The following is a 26,604-nucleotide window of genomic DNA, read 5'->3' as shown; positions in this document are numbered from 1 at the left end:
GACGTTATAGAGAGATTGCGATCATGTTTCAGGATAGAAAAGAGTACCGAAAAAACTTTAACGCGGAAGGCCAACTGTTTGTGGGTGGCGAAACCTTGCAACTGAATTGCTACGATGTGTCGCTGAAAGGTGCGATGGTCGAAGTCAGTCCTGGCGATTTGCTCACCACTATTCAGGATTTCGAAGCGTTGCTGAACGAAGACCGGCAAGCTGAAATATTTGTCGCCGAATTAATGTTGGCCGGCGAGGTGGATATTGTTTGGGTTAAAAGGGAACGCAACCGCATCATGATGGGCCTGGAGTTTCGGGATGTCGTACATAACGCCCACAAACTTTGGCGCAAGCGGTGCGGTTACCGCAAACTCGAAGCGTTTAAAGCCGAATTGTTTATCGACAAGGAGCGCTTCAACGTGGAAGGTGTGAATCGTTCGGTACAGGGTATGTGCCTGAAATTAACCGGTCATCATTCCTGTATTAAGGTCAACGCTCCGGTTAAGTTGTTGGCTGCTGAACTGGGATTGAGCGCTTTGGGCAAAGTGGTTTGGGTCGAGAGCAACGAGCTGGTCACCCGCCTCGGTCTGCAACTGGTCATCGTTAAATAAAGTCAGGTTAACCCGCTTGCGCCGGTTCATTCGCTCTGGGGAGTTTTGGGCCAGACGTTAACGTGCACAATACGAATATGTATATCGCAGTTGGACTCATTTAGTTAGAAACGAGTCCAAAAATTCATGTCAAAACCCGTGCTGACCTGCTTAAGCGTTTAATAGCGGATCCAGTTCGTGGCTCATATCCAGCGCATGCAAATCATCAAACCCCCCAATATGCCGCTCACCGATATAGATTTGCGGTACCGTGCGACGTTTGGTTTTTTCCATCATTTGCTGGCGTAGTCCAGGTTCGGCATCCACATTGATTTCCGTATAGCCGACGCCTTTGCGATCAAAAAGTTTTTTTGCCATGGTGCAATACGGGCAGAGCTTCGCGGTGTAAATGATAATTTCCGGCATGAGAAAAAATTAATAAATGCTAATGAATGAAGGTATTCTAAAGCGACGGCTGCTTTTGCTCAATAGTCATGGCCTTGGCGAGTTCCTCGATTAATAAGCAGGACGCTGCGGATAAGGTCGCGCCAAACGCCACAATCCCGTCAGCGTGACCAAGCATGCTGAATAATCCAGTTTGTTGCAGTCTACCTGAGGCAAATAACTCGGCAACGGCGTTGGCCATTTCCGGGGTGCCGTAGGGCACGTCTGCCGCAGTAAAAGCCAGATTCAGCCGGTCGGTCTGTAACCACAACTCCGGGCAGTGCACATGTATCACGGCACCAATCGCCGGGTGTTGACGATAAACGCTGGCGTGGGTGAGTGCTTCCGAGGACGGTTGAGATAAGCCGCGCGACTTGATGGTATTACGTTCCGGCGATGCGCTTTCGATCAGCGCATAGTGTTGCTTGTTAAGGACCGGCAAGTGTCCGGTTTGTGTGCCGGATATCAAAAGCGCCTGACCACCGGGAGCCAAGCGTCGACTGATATTGCCAAATCCCAGCCCAGCGTATTTTTCGGCGATTTGCCCAATCAGCCGCAAGCGATAAAACAGGCTGCGCCAGGCGTTGAGTTCGCTGATATCAATGTCTGCCGCGAACTCGCCATGCTGATGATCAAGGCGATATTTAATAACACCTTCCAGTTCGCTCAATCCGTTTTCCATTCTTATAATGTGTTTTAAGATTTATTTTTATCCAGCCAACGCATGAAACCAAATTTTTTAAGACCCGGCTTTGCCTTTTGTTTGCTGTTTTTGTTGATCAGTTTAAACCTTGCCCACGCCGCAAATCAAAATACAGCGATTAAAGTGCTATCGCTTGCCGACATACAACAACGTATTCAGACCGTCAAAGACAAGCAAAATCTGCCTGAAGAACAAAAAAAACGGATTCTGGCCGCTTATCAGGAGAGCGAAGATAACCTCAATGAACTGGAGGCCCAGGATAAACAGGCTGAGTCGTTCAAGCAGGCATTAAACAGCTTGCCCCTAGAAGTGAAGCAATTGGCAAGACAAATAGCCGAGGCCGAAAGCAATTTGAAAACTCGTAAGCCGGAGAAGCTCACGATTTTTCCGACGGATGAGTTGGAGCAACGTCTGCTTATCGAAAAAACCCGGCTTAGCGATATGGATGCGGAGATCAGCCGTATCGAAGCCACGTTGGGCGAACTGAGCGGCCGCCCGCAATTGATCAGGGAAAAAGTATCCGAAATCAAAAGCAAGCAGGTTGCCAGTCAGCATGAACAACAAGTATTGGCGTCTGAGTCCGGCGATAATCTCTATCAAAAAGAAGCCAGACAGGTACAGTTGGATAGCCGGATTCGCTTGTTAAACAGCACGCTGAAAACGCTGGAGCTGGAAAATCTTAGCAATCCTCTGCAATTACAAACCAATAAAGATCGTGTCCATCTGTTGACCTTGCAGCGCGAGCAGCAGAGCTTGGTGATTGCCGACCTCGATAATTTCCTGCTTGAGTGGCGTCAGCAGGAAACCGACAAAGAACAGGCAGCATTATTGCAGGCCGAAAAGGACGCGGAGGGCAAACATCCGTTGATTCGGGCTGCCACGAAAGAGAACATGCAGTTCAACCGCAGTTTGCAGGAAATCAATAAAAACATGGAGCAGTACTCGCTCCAAAAAAATGAAATAGACGTTCGATATAAGCAGCTGGAGAAAGATTTTCAGAGCGCCGAGCAAAAAATCAGCCTGGCGGGCTTAAGTCCTGCTTTGGGCAATTTACTGCGCGAACAGCGCCGTAACTTGCCGCAACGTAAACAATACGGCACCTTGAGTGAAGAGGTTCAAAACCAGATTGCCTTGACCAGTCTGGAAATGTTCAAGTTGGACGAGGCCAAAAAAAGTCTGGCCGATATTAACCAGGTGTTGCTGACGCGCATTGCCCAATTGCCGGCGGAGACGGACGAGTCGGAAAGGCTACGGGTGCGTACCGAGTTACGCATGTTGTTGAACGACCAGAAAGACCTGGTGGCGAGACTGGCCGGCGGATATAACGACTACGGACGGCTCTTGGGTGACGTTGATTTCAGTTTGCAGCAAATGTTGAGTATCGCCGATAAATTTAGCGGCTATCTGGATCAGCGTTTATTGTGGGTGCCTAGTGCGCCGGTTATCGACAAACATTATTTTCAGGAAATTTTTTCCTCATTGCTATGGTTCATGAGTCCGAGCAATTGGCTAGGTGTGGCGACGGCTTTTTGGGATGGCATCAACCATTTTCCGCTCCTGGTATTGGTGGGTTTGGGTATCGTAATTCTCCATTGGCGTTTCCGGGTTCGAATCAAGCAGCAACTCGCCGTGCTGTTAGCAAAAAAAGCCATCAATCACGATTTTGGCGACATTGTTTCCAGTCTGCTTTATCTGTTATTGATGTCTCTTTACGGGGCCTTGTTGATGGCCTGGATCGGTGGCGTGCTGATATTGAACGCAAGAGCCGATTTTTTCAGTCACTCGTTCGCCGCCGGTTTAATCGCTTCGGCCTTGTCATTGTGCCTGGTGCAATTCTTCTATCGATTGTTTAGGCCGCGAGGTGTCGCGGATACCCTGTTCCATTGGTCGGATCACGCTATTTTGTTGTTGTACACGCAAATGAAGTGGGCCCGATTCATACTGGTGCCCTGCGTGTTTCTTATCTCAATGACCGGTAGTGATCTGTTCTCCGAACACAGTTATGCATTGGGCCGAACTGCTTTGATCGTGATGATGGCAACGATGGCCTATTTGTTTCACCGTCTGATGCACCCGCAGTCGGGATTGGCAAAGAACTGGTATTTGCAATCGGAAGGCTGGATTAGCCGCTTGCGCTATGTGTGGTACGCAATTGCGATTTTGGTACCCTTGGTAATCATCGGTTTTGGGGTGACGGGCTATTACCAAAGTGCGCTCGAACTGCAAGGCAAGTTGATAATGAGCTTGCGTTTGATCTTTCTCACCGTATTGTTCCAAGGCTTGTTATTTCGTTGGTTGCGCAATACCGAACGCAAGCTGGCGTTGAAGAATGCGGAAAAAAAACGCAAGCAGGTCGAGCAAGCCGCCGTTAGCAGCGCCAATCTGGAAGGGGGGTATCCTGTCGAGGAGCAGTTGCTGGATATTTCCAAAATTAATCAGCAAAGCCATAAGTTGTTGACCACGGTGGTCATGGTGATCATGTTGGTCGGTTTCTGGATGATCTGGAGCGATATTTTACCGGCTTTGACGGTATTCGATCAGGTGGTGCTGTGGCAGCATAGTGAAATGGTGGACGGCAAGGAAATATTAGCGCCCATTACCTTGATCAATCTATTGATTTGTTTAGTGTATAGCGGACTGGCTTTTATATTTGCCAGTAATTTTCCGGCTCTGGTCGATTTGATAACCGCCGGCAAGTTCGCGATGACCGCCGGTAGCCGTTACGCGCTGATTCAATTGGTGCGCTATTCACTGATTACCGTGGCCTTTCTGGCGATTGCCAACGAGCTTGGCGGTAGCTGGTCGCAAGTGCAGTGGCTGGTAGCTGCGCTGTCAGTAGGTTTAGGTTTTGGCTTGCAGGAGATTTTCGCGAACATGGTATCGGGTATTATTTTGCTGTTCGAACGGCCGATTCGGGTCGGAGACACCGTGACCGTCGGCGATGTCACGGGTCGGGTTAGCAAAATACAAATGAGGGCGACGCATATTGTCGATTGGGATAGAAAAGAGTTGGTAGTGCCGAATAAAACCTTTATTACCGACCGATTGATCAACTGGACGTTATCGGATACCGTCACCCGGGTGGTGGTGCCGGTCAGCGTGGCCTACGGCACCAGCGTGGAGATGGTCGAGGAAATTCTGGCTGATGCGGTAAAAAGCGTAGAGCAAGTGCTGAGCGATCCGGAACCGATGGTAATCTTTATTGGTTTTGGTGATAGCGCCCTACAGTTCAAAATTAACGTATTTGTCCGCGAACTCAGCGATAGGACGGTGGTTACCCATCGTCTGCACACGAAAATTTACGAAGCCTTGCTGGCCCATCATATTGAGATACCGTATCCCCAGCGCGACGTGCATATCCGTTCAGTAGCAAAAGGGATATTGAACGAATGAGGCGCGGTTTATTAGCCGATTTCAATATAAAGCCATTCTGTAATAAAATGGCCGCCCTTTGAACCTGGCTTTGGCTCTTTAACTATGCGTTGTCCGTTTTGCTCAGCACAAGATACTCGGGTAATCGATACCCGCTTGGCCGACGACGGCGATCAAGTCAAACGCCGTCGCGAATGCGTGGCCTGCAAAGAGCGGTTTACCACCTTTGAAGTGGTTGAATTGACCTTGCCGCGTATCATCAAACGCAACGGCGCCCGGCAAAGCTTCGACGAAGCCAAACTGCGAGCCGGCATGCAGCGAGCTCTGGAAAAGCGCCCGGTACAAGTAGACGCTGTCGAGGCAGCACTTAGCCGGATCAAGAAAGCCCTGACGGCAAAAGGCGAGCGCGAGATTCCGGCTCGCGAATTGGGTGAATTGGTGATGCAAGAATTGCAAACACTCGATCATGTCGCTTTCGTGCGTTTCGCCTCGGTGTATCGCAGCTTCCAGGATGTCTCCGAATTCACCGCGATGATCGAAAATCTGCAAAAGCATGACGCCTAGCCAAGACGCGGCCTATATGGCGCGAGCCGTCAAATTGGCGCAGAACGGTAAATACACGACCGACCCCAATCCGCATGTCGGCTGTGTGTTGGTCAAGGACGAAAAGGTGATTGCCGAGGGTTGGACACAACGCGCCGGCTTTGCCCATGCCGAAGTCGATGCGCTGGCCAAAACAGACAACGCCAAAGGCTCGACAGCTTATGTGACGCTGGAGCCTTGCAGCCATCATGGTAAAACCGGCCCGTGCTGCGAGGCATTAATCGCTGCCGGCATCCGTCGAGTCGTCGTGGCGATGCAGGACCCCAATCCTCTGGTGGCTGGCCGCGGTTTGCAAAAACTCCGCGAAGCCGGCATTGAGGTGCTAGTCGGCGTCTTGCAGCAAGAAGCCGAAAAGCTAAACCAAGGCTTTTTTAAACGTATGCGGCAGGGTTTGCCGTGGATACGCAGCAAGCTGGCCATGAGCTTAGACGGTCGCACCGCGCTGGCCTCCGGAGAGAGTCAATGGATTACGTCCGTCCACGCCAGGCAAGACGTGCAGATCTGGCGGGCGGCCAGCAGCGCGATTGTCACCGGCATTGATACGGTGCTGTACGACGATCCGCAATTGAATGCGCGTGTGGATTTCGATGCTGTGCAGCCGGTCAAAGTGGTGCTGGATTCGCAATTACGCATGCCTTTATCCGCCAGGCTGTTGGACAATGCGGTAGACGTCTGGATCATGACCTGTAGTGACGACGCGCTAAAACAGCAGAAATTACGCGATGTGGGCTGCAAAGTCTTTCAAGTCGATGCGCGGAATGGTCGCGTAGACTTAGCGCAGGTTTTTAAGTTGCTCGCCGAGTTACAAATCAACACGGTTTGGGTGGAGGCCGGGGCCACACTGAACGGTGCGCTGCTCGATAGTGGGCTGATCGATGAATGGTTGATTTACATGGCGCCCTGTGTATTGGGCGATCAAGCGCGCGGCCTGTTCACTCTGTCGGGCATATTGACCATGCAGGATAAAAAATGCCTGCGCCTGCTAGAAGCCCGGCAAATTGGACCGGATTTGAGATTGCGCTATCAAGCAAAAACTGATTGAAACGATGAAAAGTATTGTTGTAATGACATTGTTAATTAGCCTGCTGCCTGCTTGGGCGACGGCGGATGAGGACGATAAACCGGAAACCAGCACCTTGCAGATTCAAGGCGGCAAAGTGATCGGCGAAAAGCACGAAATCGAAGTCTACGATTATCATAGCGGCACCTATCAAACCTTTGATGTTTATCGTAAGCCGGCCAAGTCGCCAAACAAAGACACGGCCCCCCAAACCCCAAAGCCATCCACCGAGACCGCTCCGCGCTGATCGTAACGGACATTTTTACTTTTTTGAGTGATAACCATGTTTACCGGGATTATTTTAGCCATCGGCAAAATCAAGGCCATCCAGCCTAAAGGCGGCGATTGCCGGTTGATTATCGATACCGGCAAGCTGTCGCTGCGCGAATGCGCCTTGGGCGACAGTATCGCGGTAAATGGTGTTTGCCTGACCGCCGTGGAGTTGGGCGAACATTATTTTTGCGCCGACGTCTCCAATGAGACCTTGTCGCGTACCACTTTAAAGACCGCAAGTACCGGTACGCCGGTGAATCTGGAGTTGGCGATGACACCTTCCAGTCGCTTGGGCGGGCATATTGTCAGTGGTCATGTCGATGGTATTGGTAAAGTGGTCGAGAAACAGGCGGACGGCCGCTCGATCCGTTTTAAATTTAAGGCGCCGGACACGCTGGCCAAATACATCGCCGAAAAAGGCTCGATTTGCATTAACGGCATCAGCCTGACTGTCAACACAGTCGATGGCGCTTATTTTTCCGTGAATATCGTGCCGCATACCTTACAAGAAACCACCTTGGGTCAAACCGAAGCCGGCAGCGAGGTAAATCTGGAAGTCGATTTGCTGGCCCGCTACTTGGAACGTCTGATGCAAGGGGAGGCCGCTGCTTACAGTCAAGGCGGCGTCACCGAGGCCTTATTACAAAACGCAGGCTTTATTAAATGAATAGCATAGAAGAAATCATAGCCGACCTTCGTCAAGGCAAGATGGTCATCATCATGGACGACGAAGATCGGGAAAACGAAGGGGATTTGTTGATGGCGGCGGCCTTTGCCCGGCCCGAAGATATTAATTTTATGGCTAAATACGGCCGCGGCCTGATTTGTCTGACCTTGACCCGCGAACGCTGTCAACAGTTGCGTTTACCTTTGATGGTCAGCGACAACAATACGCCATATACCACCAATTTCACCGTGTCGATTGAAGCCGCTACAGGCGTGACCACCGGTATTTCCGCCGCCGACCGCGCGTTGACCGTGCAGGCGGCGGTAGCAAAAAACGCCCAGCCGAGTGATCTGGTGCAACCGGGGCATATTTTCCCGTTGATGGCACAAGCCGGCGGCGTACTGAATCGGGCCGGTCACACGGAAGCCGGGTGCGATCTGGCCAGATTGGCGGGCGTGGAACCGGCGGCAGTGATTGTGGAAATTCTGAACGACGACGGTTCGATGGCACGGCGGCCGGATTTGGAAGTCTTCGCCGAACAGCACAATCTGAAAATCGGCACGATTGCCGATTTGATTCACTACCGTATCAAACACGAAAACACCCTGGAGCGGATCAGCGAATGCGTTTATCCCACCGAATTCGGCGATTTCAGATTGTATGCCTACCAGGATTGTAACGACGACAATGTGCACCTAGCCTTAGTGATGGGCGATGTGGCTGGCGACGAACCGGTGCTGGTGCGGGTTCATGCTCGCAACCTGATCGACGATTTATTGTTTTCCAAACGCAGCGATTGCAGTTTGCCGGTGCGGGAAGCCTTGAAAAATATCGCCGAAGCCAGGCGCGGGGTTTTGGTGATCATTCGCCAAAAAGAAAACAACAAGGATTTGGTGGAACTGATACACGCCTATCAAATGCAGGATCATGGCGTCAAAAACAGTCAGGATTTAAGTGCAGATTCGGATTGGCGCACCACGGGAGCCGGCTCACGCATCTTGTCGGATTTGGGCGTGCGGCGCCTGAAGGTGATGGGGGCTCAGAAAAAATACATCGGTTTGTCCGGCTTCGATTTGGAAGTCGTCGAACATATCGATTCAACGCATTAAGGCAGGGTCGATTCATTCGACACGTTTTACAGCATTTTAATCATTCAACAACAGGTAAACACATGGCAGCAGTCACTACTCTGGAAGGCAACTTTTCCGCGCAAGGCGGCAAGTTTTGCCTCGTTTCTTCACGTTTCAACAGCTTTATCGTCGAACAATTGGAAGGTGGTGCGATCGATGCCTTGGTGCGCCATGGCGCGGATAAAAACGACATCACTCTGGTCAAGGCGCCGGGTGCTTTCGAATTGCCGATGGTGGTGCAACGTATTGCGGCTACCAAAAAATACGATGCGATTATCGCTTTGGGTGCAGTCATTCGCGGCGGTACACCGCATTTTGAATATGTAGCCGGCGAATGCGTGAAAGGTATCGCTCAAGTGGCCTTGCAATACGATGTGCCGGTGGCATTTGGGGTATTAACCGTGGACAGCATCGAACAGGCTATCGAACGTGCCGGCACTAAAGCGGGAAACAAGGGAGCGGAAGCTGCCTTGTCGGCGATCGAAATGGTCAGTCTGTTCAACAACCTGGGTCGTTAATGAGTCAAGCAAAAACCAATGCCAGAAAGTGCGCGGTACAGGCGCTGTATCAATGGCAAATGTCCGGCGAGAGCCTGATCCGTATCGAAACCTATTTTCTGGAAGAAGAGCATCTGAAAGGCGCGCAAAAAACCTATTTCAGCGAATTGTTTCATGGTGTACCGAAACAATTGGCTGTGATCGACGCGGCCCTGGCCGAATTTGTCGATAGGCCGGTGGAAAAAATCGATCCGGTGGAGCGGGCGATTCTGCGCATCGGCGCTTACGAACTGATGAACCGCTTGGAAACGCCGTATAAAGTCATCATCAACGAAGGCGTCAATCTGGCTAAGGATTTCGGCGCCGACGGCAGTCATAAATATGTCAACGGCATTCTAGATAAAGTCGCACAGAAACAGCGTGCCGTCGAGATTGCCGCCAAGCAGGCGAAAAACCATAACTAATGGCGGTCGCCGAATTCGATCTGATCCGCCGCTATTTTGCGGTGCATGCTCCTAGGCATCCGTTCAATCAATTGGGCATAGGCGATGACTGCGCGTTACTGAACCTGCCGGCCGGCCATCAATTGGCGGTCACCGCCGATACGATGGTCGAGAATGTGCATTTCTTTGCAGATGCCGATCCTGAATTGCTGGGGCATAAATTACTGGCGGTGAATCTTAGTGATTTGGCGGCCATGGGTGCCGAGCCTTTCGCGGTCACCTTGGCTTTGACTTTGCCTAAAGTCGATGAAAGCTGGCTGGAAGCGTTCTCGCGAGGTTTTATCAATCTGGCTCGTCAGCACAATGTCGATCTGATTGGCGGCGACACCACGTCCGGACCGTTGACTTTGACGGTGCAGGCGATGGGCGCGGTGCCGCAGGGTAGGGCGCTATTGCGTTCCGGTGCCCAGGTTGGCGATTTGGTATACGTTACCGGTCAGCTTGGTAATGCCGGCTTGGGGTTAAAAATTAAACAGGGTTATGTCTGCGCAGATCCGGAGTTGGCTTTGCGTTGCTTTAATCAGCCACAACCGCGAGTCTCGGAAGGTTTGGCGCTGCGCGGTATCGCTAATGCCTGTATCGATATTTCTGACGGATTAGCTGCCGATTTGGGACACATTTTGCAACAAAGCGGCGTCGGCGCGTGTTTGCAATGGGACAACTTGCCGCTATCCGCCTCAGTGGCAGAGTTCATCAATCACAGCGGCGATTGGCGTATGCCCTTGATTGCCGGAGACGATTACGAATTGTGTTTTACGGTGCCGGCAGATTGTTCTCATGCATTACCGGCGGCTACTTGCGTGGGGATTATCGAAGCCGAGCCGGGTTTGCGGATGCGTAAGGCTGGGCGCGTGGAGGCATTCGAGGTGAAGGGTTTTGAGCATTTTTCTTAGAGAGTATTACGGCAACGCACGTTTGACTGCGTTACAAATCGTCAAAGATCCCACCTTGTTTTTGGCGTTTGGTTTCGGCTCCGGTTTGGCTAAGAAAATGCCCGGTACGATGGGCACGCTCGCCGCCATTCCGCTATACCTTGCTTTACTGCAAACCAATGAGTGGATTTATCTGTCGGTGACGCTGATCAGCGTTTGCATCGGCATCTGGATTTGTGGTCAAGCCGCTAAAAAATTGGAAGTCCATGACTTCGGCGGTATTGTTTGGGATGAAGTCGCCGGATTTTTGATTACGATGACCGGCGTAACCTATTCCTGGCAGAGTCTATTGGCCGGTTTTCTGCTGTTCCGCTTGTTCGACATTGTCAAGCCCTGGCCGATTAAATGGCTTGATAAGCATGTCCACGGTGGTTTCGGCATTATGCTGGACGACGTGGTGGCAGGGGTTTTTGCCGGCTTGATTATGCACTTCTGGTTTGATTTTCCGGCGAACTGAGTGAGCGTTGTTTTCGTTCAACAAGCCAGTGGTTTTGGGGCATTGTTCTCATTTGACCCATGATAATTCATGCGACTAAAATCCATGCCGGTTTGGGGGATTAGTTGCGTGCAGCGAATGCCGCAAATATTAAGCTTCAGACCTAATAACTATACAAACACTTAGGAGGACTTTTTATGAATACAAGATGGTTATTCGCTGCTTCACTTGTGATGCTGACCAGCGCTGGTGCGGCAATCGCCGATAAAGATAACAATAAAGGAGTGGGGCAAGCCTGTAGGGGCTTGCCTAATCACGCCACATTGAAAGCAGCACTTGACGATGCAGTGAGTGCGGAGGAAAGCGGGCTTAATTTGCATATGTGGGCCACTTTAGTCAACCGTGACGGCGTGGTTTGTGCCGTAGCGTTTTCCGGCACCCATCGGGGGGCACAATGGCCGGCCAGTCGCGTTATCTCAGCGCAAAAAGCCAACACAGCCAATTCGCTCAGTCTTGATTCTTCCTCAGATTCTGCTGGTTCCGGCAAGCCCAATGGTTTGGCGTTATCGACAGCGAATTTATATTCAGCGGTACAGCCTGGTGGTAGTTTATTCGGACTTCAAGAGAGCAATCCCGTTGAAACCGGCGTTGCTTATGGCGGAAATCCAGGTTTAAACGGTACTCCTCAAGATCCTATGGTTGGGTCAAAAATTGGTGGCATTAATGTATTCGGTGGTGGCCTAGGCTTGTATTCAGTGGGAAAAACGCTGGTCGGTGGCGTCGGTTTAAGCGGCGACACCTCTTGTGCCGATCATAATATCGCTTGGAGAGTCAGACATAATCTAGGGCTTGACCACATTGTCGGCGTCGGGGGAGTGAGTGGCGATCCACAGCGTCCTGATAATATCATTTACGACATTGCCGCCAATCCGAACGGTGGTACCGGAATTAGCGCAGGAGGTTTCGGCCATCCCACCTGTTTAAATACCGATCTGAATACAGCGGATTTGCCTGCCGGCCAACCTTAATCATCCGCTTTAAAAGCAACGGCAAGCAGATAAGGAACTTATCTGGTGACATTATTTAACAAATAGCATGTTTATTGCTTGCTAAATAATTTAAGGTCTGTATAATAAGTCAAATCAATCGCGGGGTGGAGCAGCTTGGTAGCTCGTCGGGCTCATAACCCGAAGGTCGTAGGTTCAAATCCTGCCCCCGCTACCAGACAAATCAAAGGCTTAGGTTTAACGACCTAGGCCTTTTTTGTTGCCTGTAAGTTTCTGGTAAGCAGATAGTAAGCGAATTTATGGAATACAAATCAGCGCCATTAGCTTTTCCCCACGCCTAACATCGATAGATTGCATGAGCGAATTTAAAGGCGGCTGCATGTGCGGAGCGGTTCAATACGCAGTGAAATCCAAGCCGCGTCTGTCTTTTTATGCCAATGCAGGCAGTGTCAACGAATCACCGGCACAGGTCATTCGGCCGAATTTGTTGCATCGGCAAAAAACACAATACGAATGGGTGCGCCGAAATTTAGCGATCCTGATCAACAAACCCAGTGCGTTTTTTTCGGTCAATCTGACGGCGCGAATGCCTGATAAAAATCGACCTGAAACCAAGCCTTACATCAGGAAGTTTCTGAAAAATCCGCTTGGTGGCCTTTTGAGTTGGCGGTCTTTGCCGGAAAAATTGACTATCCAAGTTGTCGTTTCTTAAATAGACATATCATCCGTTGCATCATGTGGATAACTAGCGGCCCCACTAATCCCAATCTCGTGATTGAGTTTAACGATTGGAAGAGTGTGAATGCATTCGCACAGCGTATCTGTTTTATGTAGGTAGTTTCATTGTTCGCAATCCATTCTTTCGTTGGCTGACATGACATTCGTTTTATCGCGGCGTATGCGTTACTTGCTCTTAAGTTTGACCATCGGCAGTCTCGCCGCGCTAACGGGCACATTTTATCAAGCCAAAAGAACCACAGCCGACCAGGCCGCATTCCCGCCGCCAGGACGCATGATTTCAGCGAAAGGCGTGAATCTCCATCTCTATTGCCTGGGCTCCGGTTCGCCAACGCTGGTTCTCGAAGCGGGCCTAGGCGAAAACGTGTTGAGCTGGTATCCGGTTCACGCCAAGCTTGCCCAGACCATGCGCGTTTGCGCCTACGACCGCCCAGGCTTGGGCTGGAGCGATCCCATAGCCGCTGCTATCCAGCCGGAAGAAGTGGCTGAAAACCTGCAGGCCGTATTGCACAACGCCGGCATTGCCCCGCCGTTTGTACTGGTTGGCCATTCGCGGGGCGGAATCTACGTGCGTGCTTTCTATCAGCGGTTTCCCGAACAGACACAGGGTATTGTTCTAGTCGATTCGACGCACGAACAAGGCCCCATGCACGATTATCCTTATGCCGCTTGGGATTATCGGAAACAAGCCCTGCAAATCGTAATTGCAGAACCGTTGTCGCGGCTCGGTATCGTCAGGCTGCTGGGCATCGCCGATGCCGACCGCAGGCCATCTCCGCTACCGGCTGAAATCCTGGCCGCGAAAACCGCGATACAAAATCGCACCGATACCGCTGATGCGGTAGTCAATGAAATCGCCGTCATGCGCCAAGGACTTGATCCGACGACACCGCCACCACGCAGCTTAGGCAATCTCCCGTTATTAGTGCTAACCGCCGGCAATCTGGTGGATTTGGCTATAGTCGAGCGCGAAGCGAAGAGAGCGGGCAAAGATGTTGAAACGGAAAAGGTGCTCGCCAAGATTAAAATGGCCGAGCAAGACGATCTGGCCCATTTGTCCGGCCATTCGCGGCATATTACCGTCAGTCATAGCGGCCATTTCATCATGCACGATCAGGCCGATGAATTCGTCGCCGCAGTGCGTGAATTTGTTTTAGATATGCCTCTGGTCAATTGAGCACGTTGAGTCAGGCGAGATGATTCTGCGCTTGTTACAGTAGCGCTCGATTGAGGAGGTATGAAAGTGGACGATAAAACGGCCAGCGCGGCCTATGCGATGCGCTTCGATAGGATTTTCGATTACATCGACAAGCATCTGTTCGAGCCGGTGTCGGTCAATGAACTGAGCAAACAGGCCAATTTTTCCCGCTTTCACTTTCAACGGCAATTCTCCGCTTACACCGGGCTGAGCACGACGCGCTACATCCAGTTATTGCGTTTGCGTAAGGCTTCTTACCAACTAGTGTTTCAGGAGCAGCGCAGCATTACCGATATTGGCTTGGACGCCGGTTTCGGCAATGCGGAATCGTTTTCCCGTGCGTTCAAAAAATGTTTCGGACAAACGCCTACTCAATTTCGAAAGCATCCAGCATGGCAGCCTTGGAATGAGCGCATGCTATTACCCAAACGAATAAGGAGTTTCCAGATGAACGTTACCATCGTCGATTTTTCAGAAACCACAATAGCCGTCTTGGAGCACCGTGGCCCGCCCAGCCTGGTAATGGAGTCGGTCAGAAGCTTTATAGACTGGCGCAAACAGAGCGGCTTGTCGCCGATCGCCAGCAGTCGGACGTTTGGTATCGCGTATGACGACCCGGCTGACACGCCCGCTGAATCATTCCGGTTCGATGTATGCGGCGAGGTCAAGCAACCCGTGCCGGAAAACTCGCAAGGGGTGATTAACAAATTGATTCCGGGAGGACGTTGCGCCGTGGTGCGCCGTATCGGTTCAACCGACCGTATCAGCGACAGTGTTTATTACCTCTACCGGGAGTGGCTGCCGGAGAGTGGTGAGGAATTGCGGGAATTTCCGCTGTTTTTTCATTACATCAAACGGGTGCCTGAAACGCCCGAACACGAACAGATTACGGATGTATATCTGCCTTTGGTGTAAACGAAAGCGGTCGAATAGTTGATCCATGGTAAAACTCAGCCGCGCAGGGCGCATTAGCTTTAGAGTAGTGCGCCGAAACGTTAATGACCAACATGCGGCGCAATACGGCTACACCTATTAACGCCCTAAGATTGCGCCTTACGGCCTTGGGCGAAGTGCGAACCGGTGACGGTATCAATCATCCGGCGGATCGGTAGGGTGATAAAGTCCTATCGTCATGGAGTTTTTAAATGCCGAACAGTCGCCGGCATACGGTCAACCGCGATAACGGCTATCGAATGTTTCGGAGAGTCAAGCTTGTTGTTAAGTACCAATTTTGATACGCTACCTCGATGAATCCAATCCTTTCTGTTAGATTTTTTGCAACGGATGCCGGCAGTGAGCCCGTTAGAGAATGGTTGAAAGGATTATCCGCTCAAGACAGAAAAACGATAGGCGAAGATATTAAAACGGTGCAATTCGGTTGGCCTCTCTGTATGCCGTTAGTCGATCATCTCGAAGGCGACATTTGGGAAGTCAGAATTAAGCTGGACAACCGGATAGCTCGCGTTCTGTTTGTCATCGACAAGCAGACGATGATTTTGCTGCATGGCTTTATCAAGAAAAGTCAGAAAACACCGAAGGCGGAAATCGATTTGGCAAAACAAAGATTGAAAGCATTACGAGGTAAGCGATGAACACTAACCAAGAAGAAAACCCTCATATCGGTAGCAGCTTCGACGACTTCCTGAGCGACGAAGCCATCCTTGACGAAGTGACAGCGGTAGCGGCCAAGAGGGTCATCGCTTGGCAAATATCGGAAGGCATGTCGGCGCTAAAACTCAGTAAAACGGCAATGGCCAAAAAAATGCACACCAGCAGGGCTTCGCTTAATCGCTTGCTGGACGAAGAAGACACCAGTTTAACCTTGACCACCTTGGTGAGTGCCGCCGCTGCGCTCGGTAAAAAGGTAAAAATAGAATTGGAATCTGTGTGAACTTGGCTGGATAAGGCCATAGTTGCAGGCCCAAAACCGGCCAAAATTCGTCAGACGAAACGAAAGTGCCTATGGCAAATTCCAGCCAAAATCAGACTTAGGGTGTGTTGAGTTTACGAACCGCACAAATCGCGAACGATGCGCCGCACGCTGTTCATCATCCTACTGCCCTAGGCATTTTTAATATTGAGACAAATAAATCCATATAAAAATAAAAGTCTAATGGAATGTATATATGAAAACAAAAAAACCATGCAGACAGCAATAAAAACAAATACTTCTTTTTTTTCTGTTGAGAAACACTCAACTAAAAGTTACGCTCAATCAAGTTTACCCGCAATATTAAGTTTGTTTAGCGGTGCCGGCGGACTTGACTTGGGATTTAAGCTCGAAGGCTTCGGAATTTCTCTAGCGATTGATATTTCGCATGCCGCAATAAAATCACACAAACGGAATTTTCCTAATAGTAATTCGGTATGCGCTAATCTCATTGACTTAGGGCCACAAGGTGTTTTAGATGCATTATTAAATAATATACCGCCTAAAACAAAGCTTGGCGTCATTGGCGGACCTCCATGTCAGGGGTTTTCCCGGGCAAATAATCAATCTACGGCAGATGACCCAAGAAATACACTGCCTAAACTTTATATTGAGATCATCAAGAAACTTCAAGAAGTTTTTGAGATAGAATTTATTGTATTCGAGAATGTTTTAGGAATTAGAGATAAAAAGCATGCTCAAACCTATTCTTCGCTTATCCATGACATAGATTTACTAGGTTTCGATTTGAATGAACATGAACTTTGTGCCACCGATTTTGGTGTTCCTCAGACAAGGAAACGTATCATTCTAGCCGCTATGAGCAAAGGGAAAGGTTATTTAGATGTTGTACCGCGTAAAAACACAGGTATTTTCACAGTTAAAGAAGCCATTGGCGGGCTTGAACCACCTGTTTTTTATTCCAAAGATATTAAATCTACCGAAATTCCGGTGCATCCTAATCATTGGACTATGAAACCGAAGTCATACCGCTTTTCCACTCCAATGGAGAAATGGTCGACTAGCCGTAGAAGTTTCAAAGTACTAAAATGGGACCGCCCAAGTCCAACAATTGCTTTTGGCAATAGGGAAATCCACGTTCACCCAAGCGCCACACGTAGAATAAGCATCTATGAGGCGCTAATTCTGCAAGGATTCCCAAAAAACTTTGTACTTGAAGGAAATTTATCTGAACAAGTGGAGCAGGTTTCTAACGCTGTGCCGCCACCAGTAGCTCGCAGTGTCGCCGCAGCAGTAAAACAGTCCTTACTCAAGGAAAGACATGAGTTCTAGTGCCATTACGCCAATAACAGCTAAAAATGAGGATGAGCTACTTCAACACCTTAGCTCTGACGATAGTGATGACAAAGTTGTTGCCACAGTCCTGAAAACTGACGAACGCGTGCTTGCGCGCGTTACTGATGGAATTTACCGGCAGCCTGGATCTGCATTACGCGAATTGATATCCAATGCTTACGATGCGGATGCCACACGGGTCGTGATTAAAACAGATGCACCAAGATTTGACAGGATATCTATAGAAGATAACGGACACGGAATGAGCCTTGCTGCATTGGTACGCATGTTACATCATATTGGAGGCAGTGCTAAAAGGCATGTGGTTGGCAGGGACTTAGGTATAACCGATCCTCATGACGCGTTACGCAGCCCGGGGGGCCGCCGTCTCATCGGTAAAATCGGAATTGGGCTATTTTCGGTTTCTCAACTCACCCGCACTTTCCAAATTATCACTAAAGTAAAAGGGGAGAATTACCGCACTGTTGCAACCGTAGTATTAAGGCAATATGCAGAAAATGGCGATCAATCCGAAAAAGATAGTGAATTTGAATCAGGGAAAGTTAATGTTTGGCGTGAGAAAGCTTCTGATATTGAGTCGCACGGCACGTCTATCTATTTAACAGGAATACGTCCTCAAGCACGGGATACACTTCGCAGCCGTGAAATATGGTCCGCAATTGAAGAAAGTGAAAAAAATTTGGAGGAAACGGCGAAAATTGAACCGCCCCGTTATCATATTGGTAGAGTCGATTCATCTTCAGGTCAGCTTCTTAAGCCGTTTAACAATCAGCTAGATTCTGTTCCATGGGACAAGAATGACTCACCCGACCAAGCTTTTTCTAAACTGGTAGACGCTGTCTGGAATGAATCAAAACAAGGAAACCCAAATCCTAGACTTGAAAGAATATTTGATTATTATCTGCAAATGGTATGGCAACTTGCTTTAGCATCACCATTGCCTTATATAGACGGGAGTTTGTTCGATATTGATCTAACTGATTCTTCAGAAGTATTTGAACTGTCTAACCTCCCTAAAGGCACGGCTGTAAAAGTTTCACTAAATAACGGCGAAACAATTCGGGAGTCTTTAGAATTAACCAATTCAAACGACTCATCCGACCCGTTTGAGGTATTCTTTGACGATTTAAAATTATTTAGGCCAATTAAATTTAGATCGTTACCAACAACAAACCATGCCCTTAAAAAACCACTTGTATTTATTGGCAAATGCCGGGAAGAGTTTTCTAAAGCCCCTAAGGAACTTAGTGGTGGCCCGCTATCCTTTGAAGCTTATTTATTTTGGAACCCTAAGATAGCCCCAACCGAACATAGAGGATCATTAATCCGTATTCATGGAGCTAGCGGTACCCTTTTCGATTCTACCTTTATGAGATACCAGGTTTCTGAACAAACCCGGTTAAGCCAAATTACCTGTGAAATTTTTGTACATGAAGGGCTTGATAGTGCATTGAATATCGACCGTGAATCTTTTAACTATGCCCACCCCCATTCTGTTTTTATTACTAAATGGCTACATAGGGCTCTGACGCAACTTGCGACCGCTCAGAAAAAATTAGCGAGTGGAGTACGTTCTCAAGAAAGAGAAGAAGCAAGAGGTTCGGTGCTTAACGAAATTCAAAAAGTCGCAAAGGAAGTTTGGGTAAGGGAAACCGGCGATTTAGCCTCATACCCACCTTCAGTTGTACTTGCCAAAACAGATGAACAGCAAGCCGATCATTACGATACATATCTATTTTCTAGAAATGCTGTTTTCCCTAACGGAATAAATAAACCGTCTAAACCAAACCAAGAAATACTTGAAGAGAAAATAAAGGCAATAGCTCAGGTCCTTGCCTCATTTGGCATCCTCGATGCAATTACAAAGGAAAAGCAAGAACAGCTACTTAATGCAATTTATCAAATTATCAGCGCGACCGAAGATTGATGGAAAACAATATACCGGTAGAAGAAGGATTAGCTGACGATATCGTTGGCGAATATCAATACGAAGCCCCGCAACGCCAAAAAAAGGAGTTTTTACCTTGGCATAGGCCTAGAAAACAATTTGTTAGGGACCGTCAGTGGCGTAGCGAAATAGTTAAGTTAGTAGAAGCTGCCCCTCCTATTGATGGTGTTATCAAATATCTAGGTTTACCAGGGCTCGATTTACTGGATTTACGTTATTTCCATAATACTATTTGCGAACGACAAAATTTGAAGTTGCGTTTTCTAGGATTTAATACAGCAGCAGCCCCAAATGACGAAGCGCAGACCGAATTTAATCTTTGCCGTGATGAAGTAAAAAGATTAGAACAGATTGATCCACTTTCTGACGTAATACGAGATGATTTCAGGCTTGTTGGAAATCCTAACTCTAAAGCCTTCAAAGAAACGGCTAAACTAGGGCCTTATGATGTAGTGAATTTAGATTTATGCGACGGATTTGCAAAACATCCTCCTGGCCACTTAGACGGGACTCATTATGATGCTATGTCACAACTGCTCTCAATTCAAGCTAGAAACAAAAATCCATGGCTATTGTTTTTAACAACACGTGTTGGCAATAATGATATCCACCGAGATGTTCTTGACAGATTATTGGATAAATACCGTGAAAATTTAATAAACTGCACCGCTTTTAGGGAAAAATCATTTGAACATTTTTCAATTCAGAATAATGATGACCTTCTTAATGCGATTCAAACAGAACCGGGTTTAACCAACATATTCTTAACAGGAATATGCAAATGGTTATTGAGCTGTTCAATAAATCAAACCCCGCCTACAAAGGTAAAGCTAATAAGTGTTTTTGGCTACCGCGTCTCACAGGATGCAAACCACGAAGACCTTATCTCTTTAGCAATAAAATTCGAACCCTGCTCTACTGCCGTCGCCGACCCGTTTGGATTAGCAAATCATCAGGGAAACAGACCTACAGAATGTGAATTGTCACCTAATTTTGTGGCTAAAGTTGCAAATCGGAAAGACGCAGATAATATTCTCTCAACGAACGATCAACTTCACGGGGAGATGATAACTGCAATGGCCGATTTACTGAGTTTGGCGCGTTACGATACAGGAGCATTTCAAAGTTGGGTAAACGCGGGCTGCCCTGCCCAATAAAAAGTAAACAATTCCGTATTCCGGCATTTAACCCTTATGGGTAAACGCAAGACTAAAGAAAAAATCAGCCGTAGCGAAAATATGCGGCGGATACACAGCAAAAATACCAATCCGGAAATGATTGTTCGCCGCTTGATTCATGGAATGGGATACCGCTACCGCCTTCACCGTAAGGACTTGCCCGGAAAACCAGATTTAGTTTTTCCTATCCGGAAAGCCGTGATATTCGTTCATGGCTGTTTTTGGCATCAGCATTCTGATCCAACTTGTAAACTTGCTCACACACCAAAATCAAACCAGGATTACCAAAACTTGAACGTAACAAGGCACGTGATACGTTGCATTATGCAGAACTTATCGGGCTTGGTTGGCGAGTAATCGTGTTATGGGAATGCGAAGTCAGTGATATTGCAAAAATTTCAAAAACGATAAGAGATTTTTTGGAGTCTTAACCGCGCAAACATTAGGACCGTAGTCCGGGTTGAATGCAATGAAACCCAGCATTGATGGCATTTTTGCTGGGTTTGGCTTTCGCTCTGCCTACGGCTATATCCGAAGCTTCATTGCCGAGGTCTAACCTGAATCTCTGGCCGACAATCAATCAAAACAGGCAGATGAAACATGCACATATTCTAAAAACTCGGCGGCATCTCCATTATCGTGGGATCGCTACTGCTGCCTATGCCGTCTTGTTCCCGATCTTGTTGCCGTTAGGGACGGGAAGCTTCGACTATGCCGAGGTGGTGCGTAGTCCCGGCTGGGTGCCTTTAGCGTTGGTTGCCTTTACCGGCGTGTTAGCCTTGCTGGTCGGGTTTTATGCCGTTTATGCCAGGATGCGTGACACGGCTGGCGTGCAGGGCGCCGTGGGGTTTTCATTTGTCGAGGCGGCTTATTTACTGCAGGCTTGCAAAGTAACTTGGGAACTGTTTCTTTACCCCATCATCGCCCACTATCCGGAAACCGCCTTTCTGTTACGGGACGCCGTCATCAAAAACGATCCGGCGGTGTTGTTGTTTAGAATCTCGGCTTCCGCGACGATATTGATCGGCATCGTGCTGTTTTGCCTGGCTATCTACCGTTCGGCATTCTATCCCAAGCCGGCGGCTGCATTGATCTTCGTCGGCGCCGTGGTGTATGCGCTGGGGCCTATGATTTCGGTTTACGTGTCTATCGTTGGGATTTTCACTTTTGCCGTGGGCTGTATGTTGCTTGGGGTTCGCTTGCTACGCTGATCGCGAAAGGAAGCCGTCGCAGTTCAATCAAACCCCGCATCTTGATTGGCAAAACTGCTAGGGCGGTCATGCCGCCGGTGCTAACCTGCCACCATCATGGCTTGCAGGAGTTTTTTACGATGAACAATATTAACGACCCGGTTTACGCGCGCCTGCTCAAGGCGGCGCTGGAGTGTTTCCTCGCCGACGAATACCACAAGGTCACCACCCGCGCCATCGCCGACCAGGCGGGCGTTAATGTCTCGATGATCCGCTACTACTTCGGAAACAAGGAAGGCCTCTACGAAGAAATGATCCGCGAGACGCTAAAGCCTCTCTTGGACATGCTTGACAGCGATACGCTGTCCGAGGCCGGTGGTTTCGCCGACTATCTGCGCCTCTATTACGGCACCATGCGCAAGCATCCCGAATTCCCCAAGCTTATCCTCAAGGTGCTAGCCCTCAACCATGGGCCGGGCCGGCGTTTCATCCTGCAGTTGCTGGAACGCGGCCGTAGCGGCGGTGCGCGGCGGCTGGAACAGCTGAAGGCAAGCGGGCAGATCGATATAACGATCAACCCCGACGTGGCGCGGATGGCTTTCGTCAGTCTTGCGATGATGCCGATGCTGCTGAAGGATATTTTCGAGGAACAGATGGGTGAGCAGATGGACGAGGCCTTCCTCGACGAACTCGCTGCATTCAACGGTAAGCTGTTGGCGGCTGGCATGGCTGCGGCGCAAGCGCAAGCGCAAGCGGGAGCGTGACATGACATTCCAAAAGAATGCCGGTGTTGTGCGCCGTTTCGCCAGACTCGCCAAATTCGGCGTCTGGCTGCAAAATTTGCCCAACAAAATTGTGCCGCCGCCTTTCCGCCTGATGCAGATCGGTTCGGTCTTTTGGCAATCGTGGGCGCTGTATGTCGCCGCGCGGTTGGACATCGCTGGCACGCTGGCCGACGCTGAATTGAGTATCGAAACCCTGGCCGAACACGTCGCCGCCGACGCTGATGCGCTCTACCGCTTGCTGCGCATGCTGGCGGCGATAGGCGTGTTCGAGGAAGTCTCGCCGCGTCGCTTCCAAAATAACAAGCTTTCGTCTTGTTTGTGCCCGGATCATCCCCAAAGCGTGCGGGCGATGGTGCTGATGCACAACTCGCCGGAAATGAGCCGACCATGGTTCGAGCAATTGGAGCAGGGCATTCGTAGCGGCGGCGTGCCGTTCGAATCGGCTCACGGGCAGGCGTTTTACGATTATCTGGATGCTAACCCGGAATTCGACCAGCTGTTTGCGCAGGCCATGGATAGCGTAGAAGCCTTGGCCGGGGACAGCTTTGTTACCGATTTCGATTGGTCGCGCTTCGAGCGCATCATCGACGTCGGCGGTTCCAAGGGCACAAAATCGCTTGCCATCCTCAAACTTCATCCGCAGCTCACGGCGTTGGTGGCCGACCGCGAACAGGTTATCCAAGGCACGGCGCAGTTCTGGAAGGAAAAAGGCGAGGGCGCGCTGCTGCAACGCATGCGCTTCGAAGTCTGCGACCTACTGCAAGCCGTGCCCAAGGCGCATAGCGACAAGGATATTTACCTGCTGAGCGCGGTGCTGCATGGCTTCGATGACGACACCTGCGTCACCGTGCTGCGCAATGTCGCGCAAGCTAGTGCAGATAGCCGCGCTGCCATCGCCGTGATGGAGATGGTGATGCCGGATAGTCCGACCGACATCGCTGCAGCCTCATTCGACATGCAAATGTTCGTCAACACCCGCGGCCGGGAGCGAACGCTGGCCGAATGGCGGCGACTGTTCGATGCCAGTGGATTGGTACTTCAAGAGGTGGTGAGCTTGCGAACGTTCGGGAAAATATTGGTGCTGCGGGCGGTTCACAGCACCGGCAAGGCCTGATTCCGGAATTCGAATGGCGCGAGTTCGCCTACGGATGAATTTCGGCAGGCTTGGTCATTTCACGGCCGGACGGCCAACAGCATGTCCGGCGGATGGTTACCGTGGACCTTACCGGCAAGTCTGAAGGCAATCGACGCAGGGAAGGAAAACCTGAACCGCAGGTCAAGCGTTTCTGCTTGATAGGGCTTGTTGCCTAAAGGCCTTTTTCCTGATTTTCTTCTTGGGTTTCGATTGCCGTTGGCTCGGGAGCATAGTCTTTGGAATCGACTTCAGTTTGTTCGCATTTACCCTTCAATAATTCGATAGCGCCGGGCCAGCAGGATGCTTCGACGTAAAATTTGGCATACCAAAGAAAGGCGACGCCGGAGCAGTCCTCATGGACAATCTTTGGCTGTACGCTGACATCGTCTTCATAAACTCTTTGCACTTTGCAAAAGTGAACAGGTTCGGACCAGGCGGTATTCGTTGTTAGAGCTAAAAGAGCTAGGGCAGATATTTTTTTAAGAAACGTCATCTTTTTATCCAAAAATGCTAAAGAGTAGTTTCAATATTCGGCTTTACCATGTTCAAAGTCAAAATTTACATCTGATTTTTTCCGCAAAATACCGAAAACTCAGGGAAGGGAGCTTCTAAAAACCAAAGGAAACGCTATGCTCCGAGACAGGCAGAAGGTTAGAGACTTCCGGGAGACAAGGCGATAATTCAGCAGCGATGGCTTTTCGTCGCAACAAACAGGAAATACAAATGTATTCGTCAGATGATGAAATCGGCATTATCACTGCCTTTGTGGAGCAATTGGAAGAACAGTCCATTCCGCGCGCGTTGGCCGTTAAAAAAAGAGTGGAAGAGGGCGATACGCTAAACGAGATTGAAATCATGCATTTTGAACAAATGCTTTCAGAGGCCAGCACTATGATGCCGCTATTGAAGCACCACCCTGAATATCAAAAGTTGATCGCTGAATTAGCCAATTTGTACAACGATATTTCGGAACGCGCTTTGAGTAACCAGTTAAACGGAAAAACCTAAAAAGCCGACGCGCTGAATATAGATAAGCCGCGATTTAGGTGCACAAAAAAGCCGGGCGTACCCGGCTTTATGGAACTGCAACGCTAAACGGCTGCTATTCGAAAGAAACTTCTTCCAGGCTGGCTAAGCAGCCTAGTCCTCTGGCAAATTCTTGCAATTCGCTCGCCATATGAAAATTAATGATGGAGTTCGTCTTTAGATCCACAACGGCGTATTCGACAATCGTATCGTTGTTCTGCAACCTCGGCTTGTATTTCAATAACTTCTTCGACTCCTTGGCCAGCTTACGATTTAGCCGAGTGGTTAGCGCGCGAATTGAAACCAATTTTTTCATATCCGATCTCCATACGTTAAAACGGAAATCGCAGTATAAGTGATTTTGACGGTTTTATGACATTGCCCAACAAAAAGCCTGAGACCCTGAGCACAATGTGTGGATTGTGCAGTTTTCACGATGGCATTAAACAGGCGGGAAAATTAACTGGCTAGCCTGAGCAAAGTCGATAATATAGCGCCATGCTGTTTGTATTAAATCCGGCGGAACCGCTTCCGCACTAACCATGAGGGCTGTCATGTCTGAGCATACCAACGCTTTTCAATCACTATCTTCCGAAAGCGAGGGAAGCGCGCCCATACAGATTTGGCTGACGACTGCCGACCAGCAAGCCTTGTTACAACCACAGACCAGTGGTTTTGGTTTTAACAACCCTCTCGGCGATGTGCCGGTAATAACGGTCGATACCGGCGATGTTTATCAAACCGTGGAAGCTTTTGGCTTCTCCTTGACCGGCGGCAGCGCCATGCTGATAGCGGCACTGCCCAAGGTCGAACGGCAAGTTTTGTTGCAGGAGCTGTTTTTGCCCGATGGTGACGGGATCGGCGTCAGTTGTTTGCGCCTTAGTATCGGCGCTTCCGATTTAAGCGAGCGGTGCTTTAGCTATGACGACATGCCCGACGGCCAGAGCGATTTGGAACTTGCGCATTTTGATTTGAATGCCGGCGATATCGAGGTTATTCCGCTACTCCAAGATATTCTGACACTCAACCCAGCGATTCGAATTATCGCCACCGCGTGGTCGGCACCGCGTTGGATGAAGACTAACCAAGCGTTTATCGGCGGCAAACTTAAGCCCGAATGCTATGCCGTCTACGCGGCGTATTTGGTGAAATATCTGCAAGCGATGCGCGAACGCGGCATCGTGATTCATGGTATCACGCCGCAGAACGAGCCGCTCAATCAAAAAAACGAGCCCAGCATGGTGATGGAAGCGCCGGAACAGGCCGAATTTATCAAGCATCATTTGGGACCGGCCTTGCGCGAAGCGGGATTAACCGACGTGGAAGTATTTTGCTGGGATCACAATTGTGATGTCAAAGAATACCCGTTGACGGTGTTCGCCGACGCCGAGGCTCGCCAGTATCTCAGCGGCTCCGCTTGGCATCTGTATGGCGGTGATATTTCGGTATTATCGGAAGTGCATCAAGCTTACCCGGACATGAAACTGTATTTCACAGAACAATGGGTGGGTTCGGACGGCGAGTTTGGTGGCGATTTAATGTGGCACGCCCGCCACGTGTTGATCGGTTCGTTGCGGCACTGGAGCAGGGCGGTGTTGGAATGGAATTTGGCCTCCGACCCATTTTGCGGCCCGCACACGCCGGGTGGCGAGGCCCGCTGCGTGGGCGCGTTGACGATAGACGGCGATCAGGTCACACGCAATGTTGCCTACTACGTGATTGCCCACGCGGCCAAATTTGTCAGGCCCGGATCCGTGCGGATTGATTCCGGCGCGCAAAACGACTATTTGCCTAACGTAGCCTTCCGCACGCCCGCGGGTTTGATCGTATTGATCGTGTTAAACGACTCCGCCGATCCGCAAGCGTTTGCTATCCAGTATCAAGGCAAAAACGCGCTTGTTGAGATACCGGGCAAAGCAGTGGCTACCTATGTGTGGGCAGCCTAGCGGCA

The 26,604-nt window shown here is 49.7% G+C and carries 31 protein-coding genes and 1 tRNA gene; 28 read left to right on the top strand and 4 right to left on the bottom strand.

Going from position 1 to position 26,604, the window contains the following annotated elements; all coding sequences use genetic code 11:
- Positions 1–23: 23 nt before the first annotated feature.
- Entirely contained in the window at positions 24–602 is a 579-nt protein-coding gene (locus ACMXD4_RS11915; protein WP_033158648.1) for a PilZ domain-containing protein, read from the top strand.
- 150 nt (positions 603–752) lie between these two features.
- Here the strand turns inward: ACMXD4_RS11915 and grxC are convergent, their stop codons facing one another.
- The gene (grxC, locus tag ACMXD4_RS11910) at positions 753–1,007 is read right to left on the bottom strand and encodes a glutaredoxin 3 (protein ID WP_033158647.1); all 255 of its coding nucleotides are present in this window, start codon (positions 1,005–1,007) and stop codon (positions 753–755) included.
- 37 nt (positions 1,008–1,044) lie between these two features.
- Positions 1,045–1,707 (bottom strand): class II aldolase/adducin family protein, encoded by a 663-nt coding sequence (locus ACMXD4_RS11905; RefSeq protein WP_415878175.1) that lies wholly within the window; start codon positions 1,705–1,707, stop codon positions 1,045–1,047.
- 42 nt (positions 1,708–1,749) lie between these two features.
- Between ACMXD4_RS11905 and ACMXD4_RS11900 the strand changes: the two genes are divergently transcribed.
- The 25 genes from ACMXD4_RS11900 to ACMXD4_RS11780 all read left to right on the top strand — a co-directional run bounded on the left by ACMXD4_RS11900 (position 1,750) and on the right by ACMXD4_RS11780 (position 23,606).
- The gene (locus ACMXD4_RS11900; RefSeq protein WP_415878174.1) at positions 1,750–5,121 is read left to right on the top strand and encodes a mechanosensitive ion channel domain-containing protein; all 3,372 of its coding nucleotides are present in this window, start codon (positions 1,750–1,752) and stop codon (positions 5,119–5,121) included.
- An 84-nt stretch (positions 5,122–5,205) separates the two neighbouring features.
- Positions 5,206–5,664 (top strand): transcriptional regulator NrdR, encoded by a 459-nt coding sequence (gene nrdR / locus ACMXD4_RS11895; RefSeq protein ID WP_064037024.1) that lies wholly within the window; start codon positions 5,206–5,208, stop codon positions 5,662–5,664.
- Complete coding sequence (ribD, locus tag ACMXD4_RS11890) at positions 5,654–6,745, top strand: bifunctional diaminohydroxyphosphoribosylaminopyrimidine deaminase/5-amino-6-(5-phosphoribosylamino)uracil reductase RibD (protein WP_415878173.1); 1,092 nt, start codon at positions 5,654–5,656, stop codon at positions 6,743–6,745. Before nrdR ends, ribD begins: the two co-directional genes overlap by 11 nt.
- Before the next feature lie 22 nt (positions 6,746–6,767).
- Positions 6,768–7,010, top strand: coding sequence for a hypothetical protein (locus tag ACMXD4_RS11885; RefSeq protein ID WP_205454290.1), 243 nt, complete (start codon positions 6,768–6,770; stop codon positions 7,008–7,010).
- A 36-nt stretch (positions 7,011–7,046) separates the two neighbouring features.
- A complete protein-coding gene (locus ACMXD4_RS11880; protein ID WP_415878172.1) occupies positions 7,047–7,703 on the top strand; it encodes a riboflavin synthase in 657 nt (218 codons plus the stop codon).
- Entirely contained in the window at positions 7,700–8,812 is a 1,113-nt protein-coding gene (gene ribBA, locus ACMXD4_RS11875; RefSeq protein WP_415878171.1) for a bifunctional 3,4-dihydroxy-2-butanone-4-phosphate synthase/GTP cyclohydrolase II, read from the top strand. The genes ACMXD4_RS11880 and ribBA overlap by 4 nt, the downstream gene beginning before the upstream one ends.
- A 62-nt stretch (positions 8,813–8,874) precedes the next feature.
- Positions 8,875–9,351 carry a 6,7-dimethyl-8-ribityllumazine synthase gene (gene ribE / locus ACMXD4_RS11870; protein ID WP_033158641.1) on the top strand — a complete coding sequence of 159 codons (477 nt, stop codon included), beginning with the start codon at positions 8,875–8,877 and terminating at the stop codon, positions 9,349–9,351.
- Positions 9,351–9,794: a transcription antitermination factor NusB gene (gene nusB, locus ACMXD4_RS11865; protein ID WP_415878170.1), complete on the top strand. Its 444-nt coding sequence runs from the start codon at positions 9,351–9,353 to the stop codon at positions 9,792–9,794. Before ribE ends, nusB begins: the two co-directional genes overlap by 1 nt.
- Positions 9,794–10,726 carry a thiamine-phosphate kinase gene (gene thiL / locus ACMXD4_RS11860; protein WP_415878169.1) on the top strand — a complete coding sequence of 311 codons (933 nt, stop codon included), beginning with the start codon at positions 9,794–9,796 and terminating at the stop codon, positions 10,724–10,726. The genes nusB and thiL overlap by 1 nt, the downstream gene beginning before the upstream one ends.
- Positions 10,710–11,222 (top strand): phosphatidylglycerophosphatase A, encoded by a 513-nt coding sequence (locus ACMXD4_RS11855; RefSeq protein ID WP_415878168.1) that lies wholly within the window; start codon positions 10,710–10,712, stop codon positions 11,220–11,222. Before thiL ends, ACMXD4_RS11855 begins: the two co-directional genes overlap by 17 nt.
- 176 nt (positions 11,223–11,398) lie before the next feature.
- Positions 11,399–12,229 carry a heme-binding protein gene (locus ACMXD4_RS11850; RefSeq protein WP_171695321.1) on the top strand — a complete coding sequence of 277 codons (831 nt, stop codon included), beginning with the start codon at positions 11,399–11,401 and terminating at the stop codon, positions 12,227–12,229.
- Positions 12,230–12,348: 119 nt separating this feature from the next.
- Positions 12,349–12,425, top strand: a tRNA-Met gene (locus tag ACMXD4_RS11845).
- 138 nt (positions 12,426–12,563) lie between these two features.
- Complete coding sequence (locus ACMXD4_RS11840) at positions 12,564–12,920, top strand: flavodoxin domain-containing protein (protein ID WP_415880857.1); 357 nt, start codon at positions 12,564–12,566, stop codon at positions 12,918–12,920.
- Positions 12,872–13,042 (top strand): flavodoxin domain-containing protein, encoded by a 171-nt coding sequence (locus ACMXD4_RS11835; RefSeq protein ID WP_171695323.1) that lies wholly within the window; start codon positions 12,872–12,874, stop codon positions 13,040–13,042. Before ACMXD4_RS11840 ends, ACMXD4_RS11835 begins: the two co-directional genes overlap by 49 nt.
- Before the next feature lie 40 nt (positions 13,043–13,082).
- Positions 13,083–14,123 carry an alpha/beta fold hydrolase gene (locus ACMXD4_RS11830; RefSeq protein ID WP_171695324.1) on the top strand — a complete coding sequence of 347 codons (1,041 nt, stop codon included), beginning with the start codon at positions 13,083–13,085 and terminating at the stop codon, positions 14,121–14,123.
- Between the two features lie 66 nt (positions 14,124–14,189).
- Complete coding sequence (locus ACMXD4_RS11825; protein ID WP_415878167.1) at positions 14,190–15,059, top strand: AraC family transcriptional regulator; 870 nt, start codon at positions 14,190–14,192, stop codon at positions 15,057–15,059.
- A gap of 332 nt (positions 15,060–15,391) precedes the next feature.
- A complete protein-coding gene (locus ACMXD4_RS11820; RefSeq protein WP_415878166.1) occupies positions 15,392–15,736 on the top strand; it encodes a type II toxin-antitoxin system RelE/ParE family toxin in 345 nt (114 codons plus the stop codon).
- Positions 15,733–16,035 (top strand): XRE family transcriptional regulator, encoded by a 303-nt coding sequence (locus ACMXD4_RS11815; RefSeq protein WP_415878165.1) that lies wholly within the window; start codon positions 15,733–15,735, stop codon positions 16,033–16,035. The genes ACMXD4_RS11820 and ACMXD4_RS11815 overlap by 4 nt, the downstream gene beginning before the upstream one ends.
- 252 nt (positions 16,036–16,287) lie before the next feature.
- Positions 16,288–17,367, top strand: a complete 1,080-nt coding sequence (locus ACMXD4_RS11810; protein ID WP_415878164.1) for a DNA cytosine methyltransferase — start codon at positions 16,288–16,290, stop codon at positions 17,365–17,367.
- On the top strand, positions 17,357–19,318 hold the full coding sequence (locus ACMXD4_RS11805) for an ATP-binding protein (RefSeq protein WP_415878163.1): 1,962 nt from the start codon (positions 17,357–17,359) through the stop codon (positions 19,316–19,318). Before ACMXD4_RS11810 ends, ACMXD4_RS11805 begins: the two co-directional genes overlap by 11 nt.
- Entirely contained in the window at positions 19,318–20,496 is a 1,179-nt protein-coding gene (locus ACMXD4_RS11800; RefSeq protein ID WP_415878162.1) for a PP_RS20740 family protein, read from the top strand. The genes ACMXD4_RS11805 and ACMXD4_RS11800 overlap by 1 nt, the downstream gene beginning before the upstream one ends.
- A 36-nt stretch (positions 20,497–20,532) precedes the next feature.
- Complete coding sequence (locus tag ACMXD4_RS11795; protein ID WP_415878161.1) at positions 20,533–20,874, top strand: very short patch repair endonuclease; 342 nt, start codon at positions 20,533–20,535, stop codon at positions 20,872–20,874.
- Between the two features lie 236 nt (positions 20,875–21,110).
- Positions 21,111–21,728, top strand: a complete 618-nt coding sequence (locus ACMXD4_RS11790; protein ID WP_415878160.1) for a hypothetical protein — start codon at positions 21,111–21,113, stop codon at positions 21,726–21,728.
- Positions 21,729–21,847: 119 nt separating this feature from the next.
- Positions 21,848–22,471 carry a TetR/AcrR family transcriptional regulator gene (locus tag ACMXD4_RS11785; protein WP_415878159.1) on the top strand — a complete coding sequence of 208 codons (624 nt, stop codon included), beginning with the start codon at positions 21,848–21,850 and terminating at the stop codon, positions 22,469–22,471.
- A 1-nt stretch (position 22,472) separates the two neighbouring features.
- Positions 22,473–23,606 carry a methyltransferase gene (locus ACMXD4_RS11780; protein ID WP_415878158.1) on the top strand — a complete coding sequence of 378 codons (1,134 nt, stop codon included), beginning with the start codon at positions 22,473–22,475 and terminating at the stop codon, positions 23,604–23,606.
- Positions 23,607–23,799: 193 nt separating this feature from the next.
- On the opposite strand, the gene ACMXD4_RS11775 is transcribed toward ACMXD4_RS11780, so the two are convergent.
- Entirely contained in the window at positions 23,800–24,120 is a 321-nt protein-coding gene (locus ACMXD4_RS11775; protein ID WP_415878157.1) for a hypothetical protein, read from the bottom strand.
- A 230-nt stretch (positions 24,121–24,350) separates the two neighbouring features.
- On the opposite strand from ACMXD4_RS11775, the gene ACMXD4_RS11770 reads away from it, so the two are divergent.
- Positions 24,351–24,635 carry a hypothetical protein gene (locus ACMXD4_RS11770; protein ID WP_133120677.1) on the top strand — a complete coding sequence of 95 codons (285 nt, stop codon included), beginning with the start codon at positions 24,351–24,353 and terminating at the stop codon, positions 24,633–24,635.
- Positions 24,636–24,729: 94 nt separating this feature from the next.
- Here ACMXD4_RS11770 and ACMXD4_RS11765 read toward each other — a convergent pair whose 3' ends face one another.
- Positions 24,730–24,969, bottom strand: a complete 240-nt coding sequence (locus tag ACMXD4_RS11765; protein WP_033156179.1) for a hypothetical protein — start codon at positions 24,967–24,969, stop codon at positions 24,730–24,732.
- Positions 24,970–25,207: 238 nt separating this feature from the next.
- Here ACMXD4_RS11765 and ACMXD4_RS11760 point away from each other — a divergent pair, with 238 nt between their 5' ends.
- Positions 25,208–26,599 (top strand): glycoside hydrolase family 30 protein, encoded by a 1,392-nt coding sequence (locus ACMXD4_RS11760; RefSeq protein ID WP_415878156.1) that lies wholly within the window; start codon positions 25,208–25,210, stop codon positions 26,597–26,599.
- Positions 26,600–26,604 lie beyond the last annotated feature (5 nt).

This window comes from Methylomonas sp. TEB, from assembly GCF_047777895.1.
Taxonomy (GTDB): Bacteria; Pseudomonadota; Gammaproteobacteria; order Methylococcales; family Methylomonadaceae; genus Methylomonas.
This window is presented reverse-complemented; position numbering and strand designations above follow the sequence as displayed.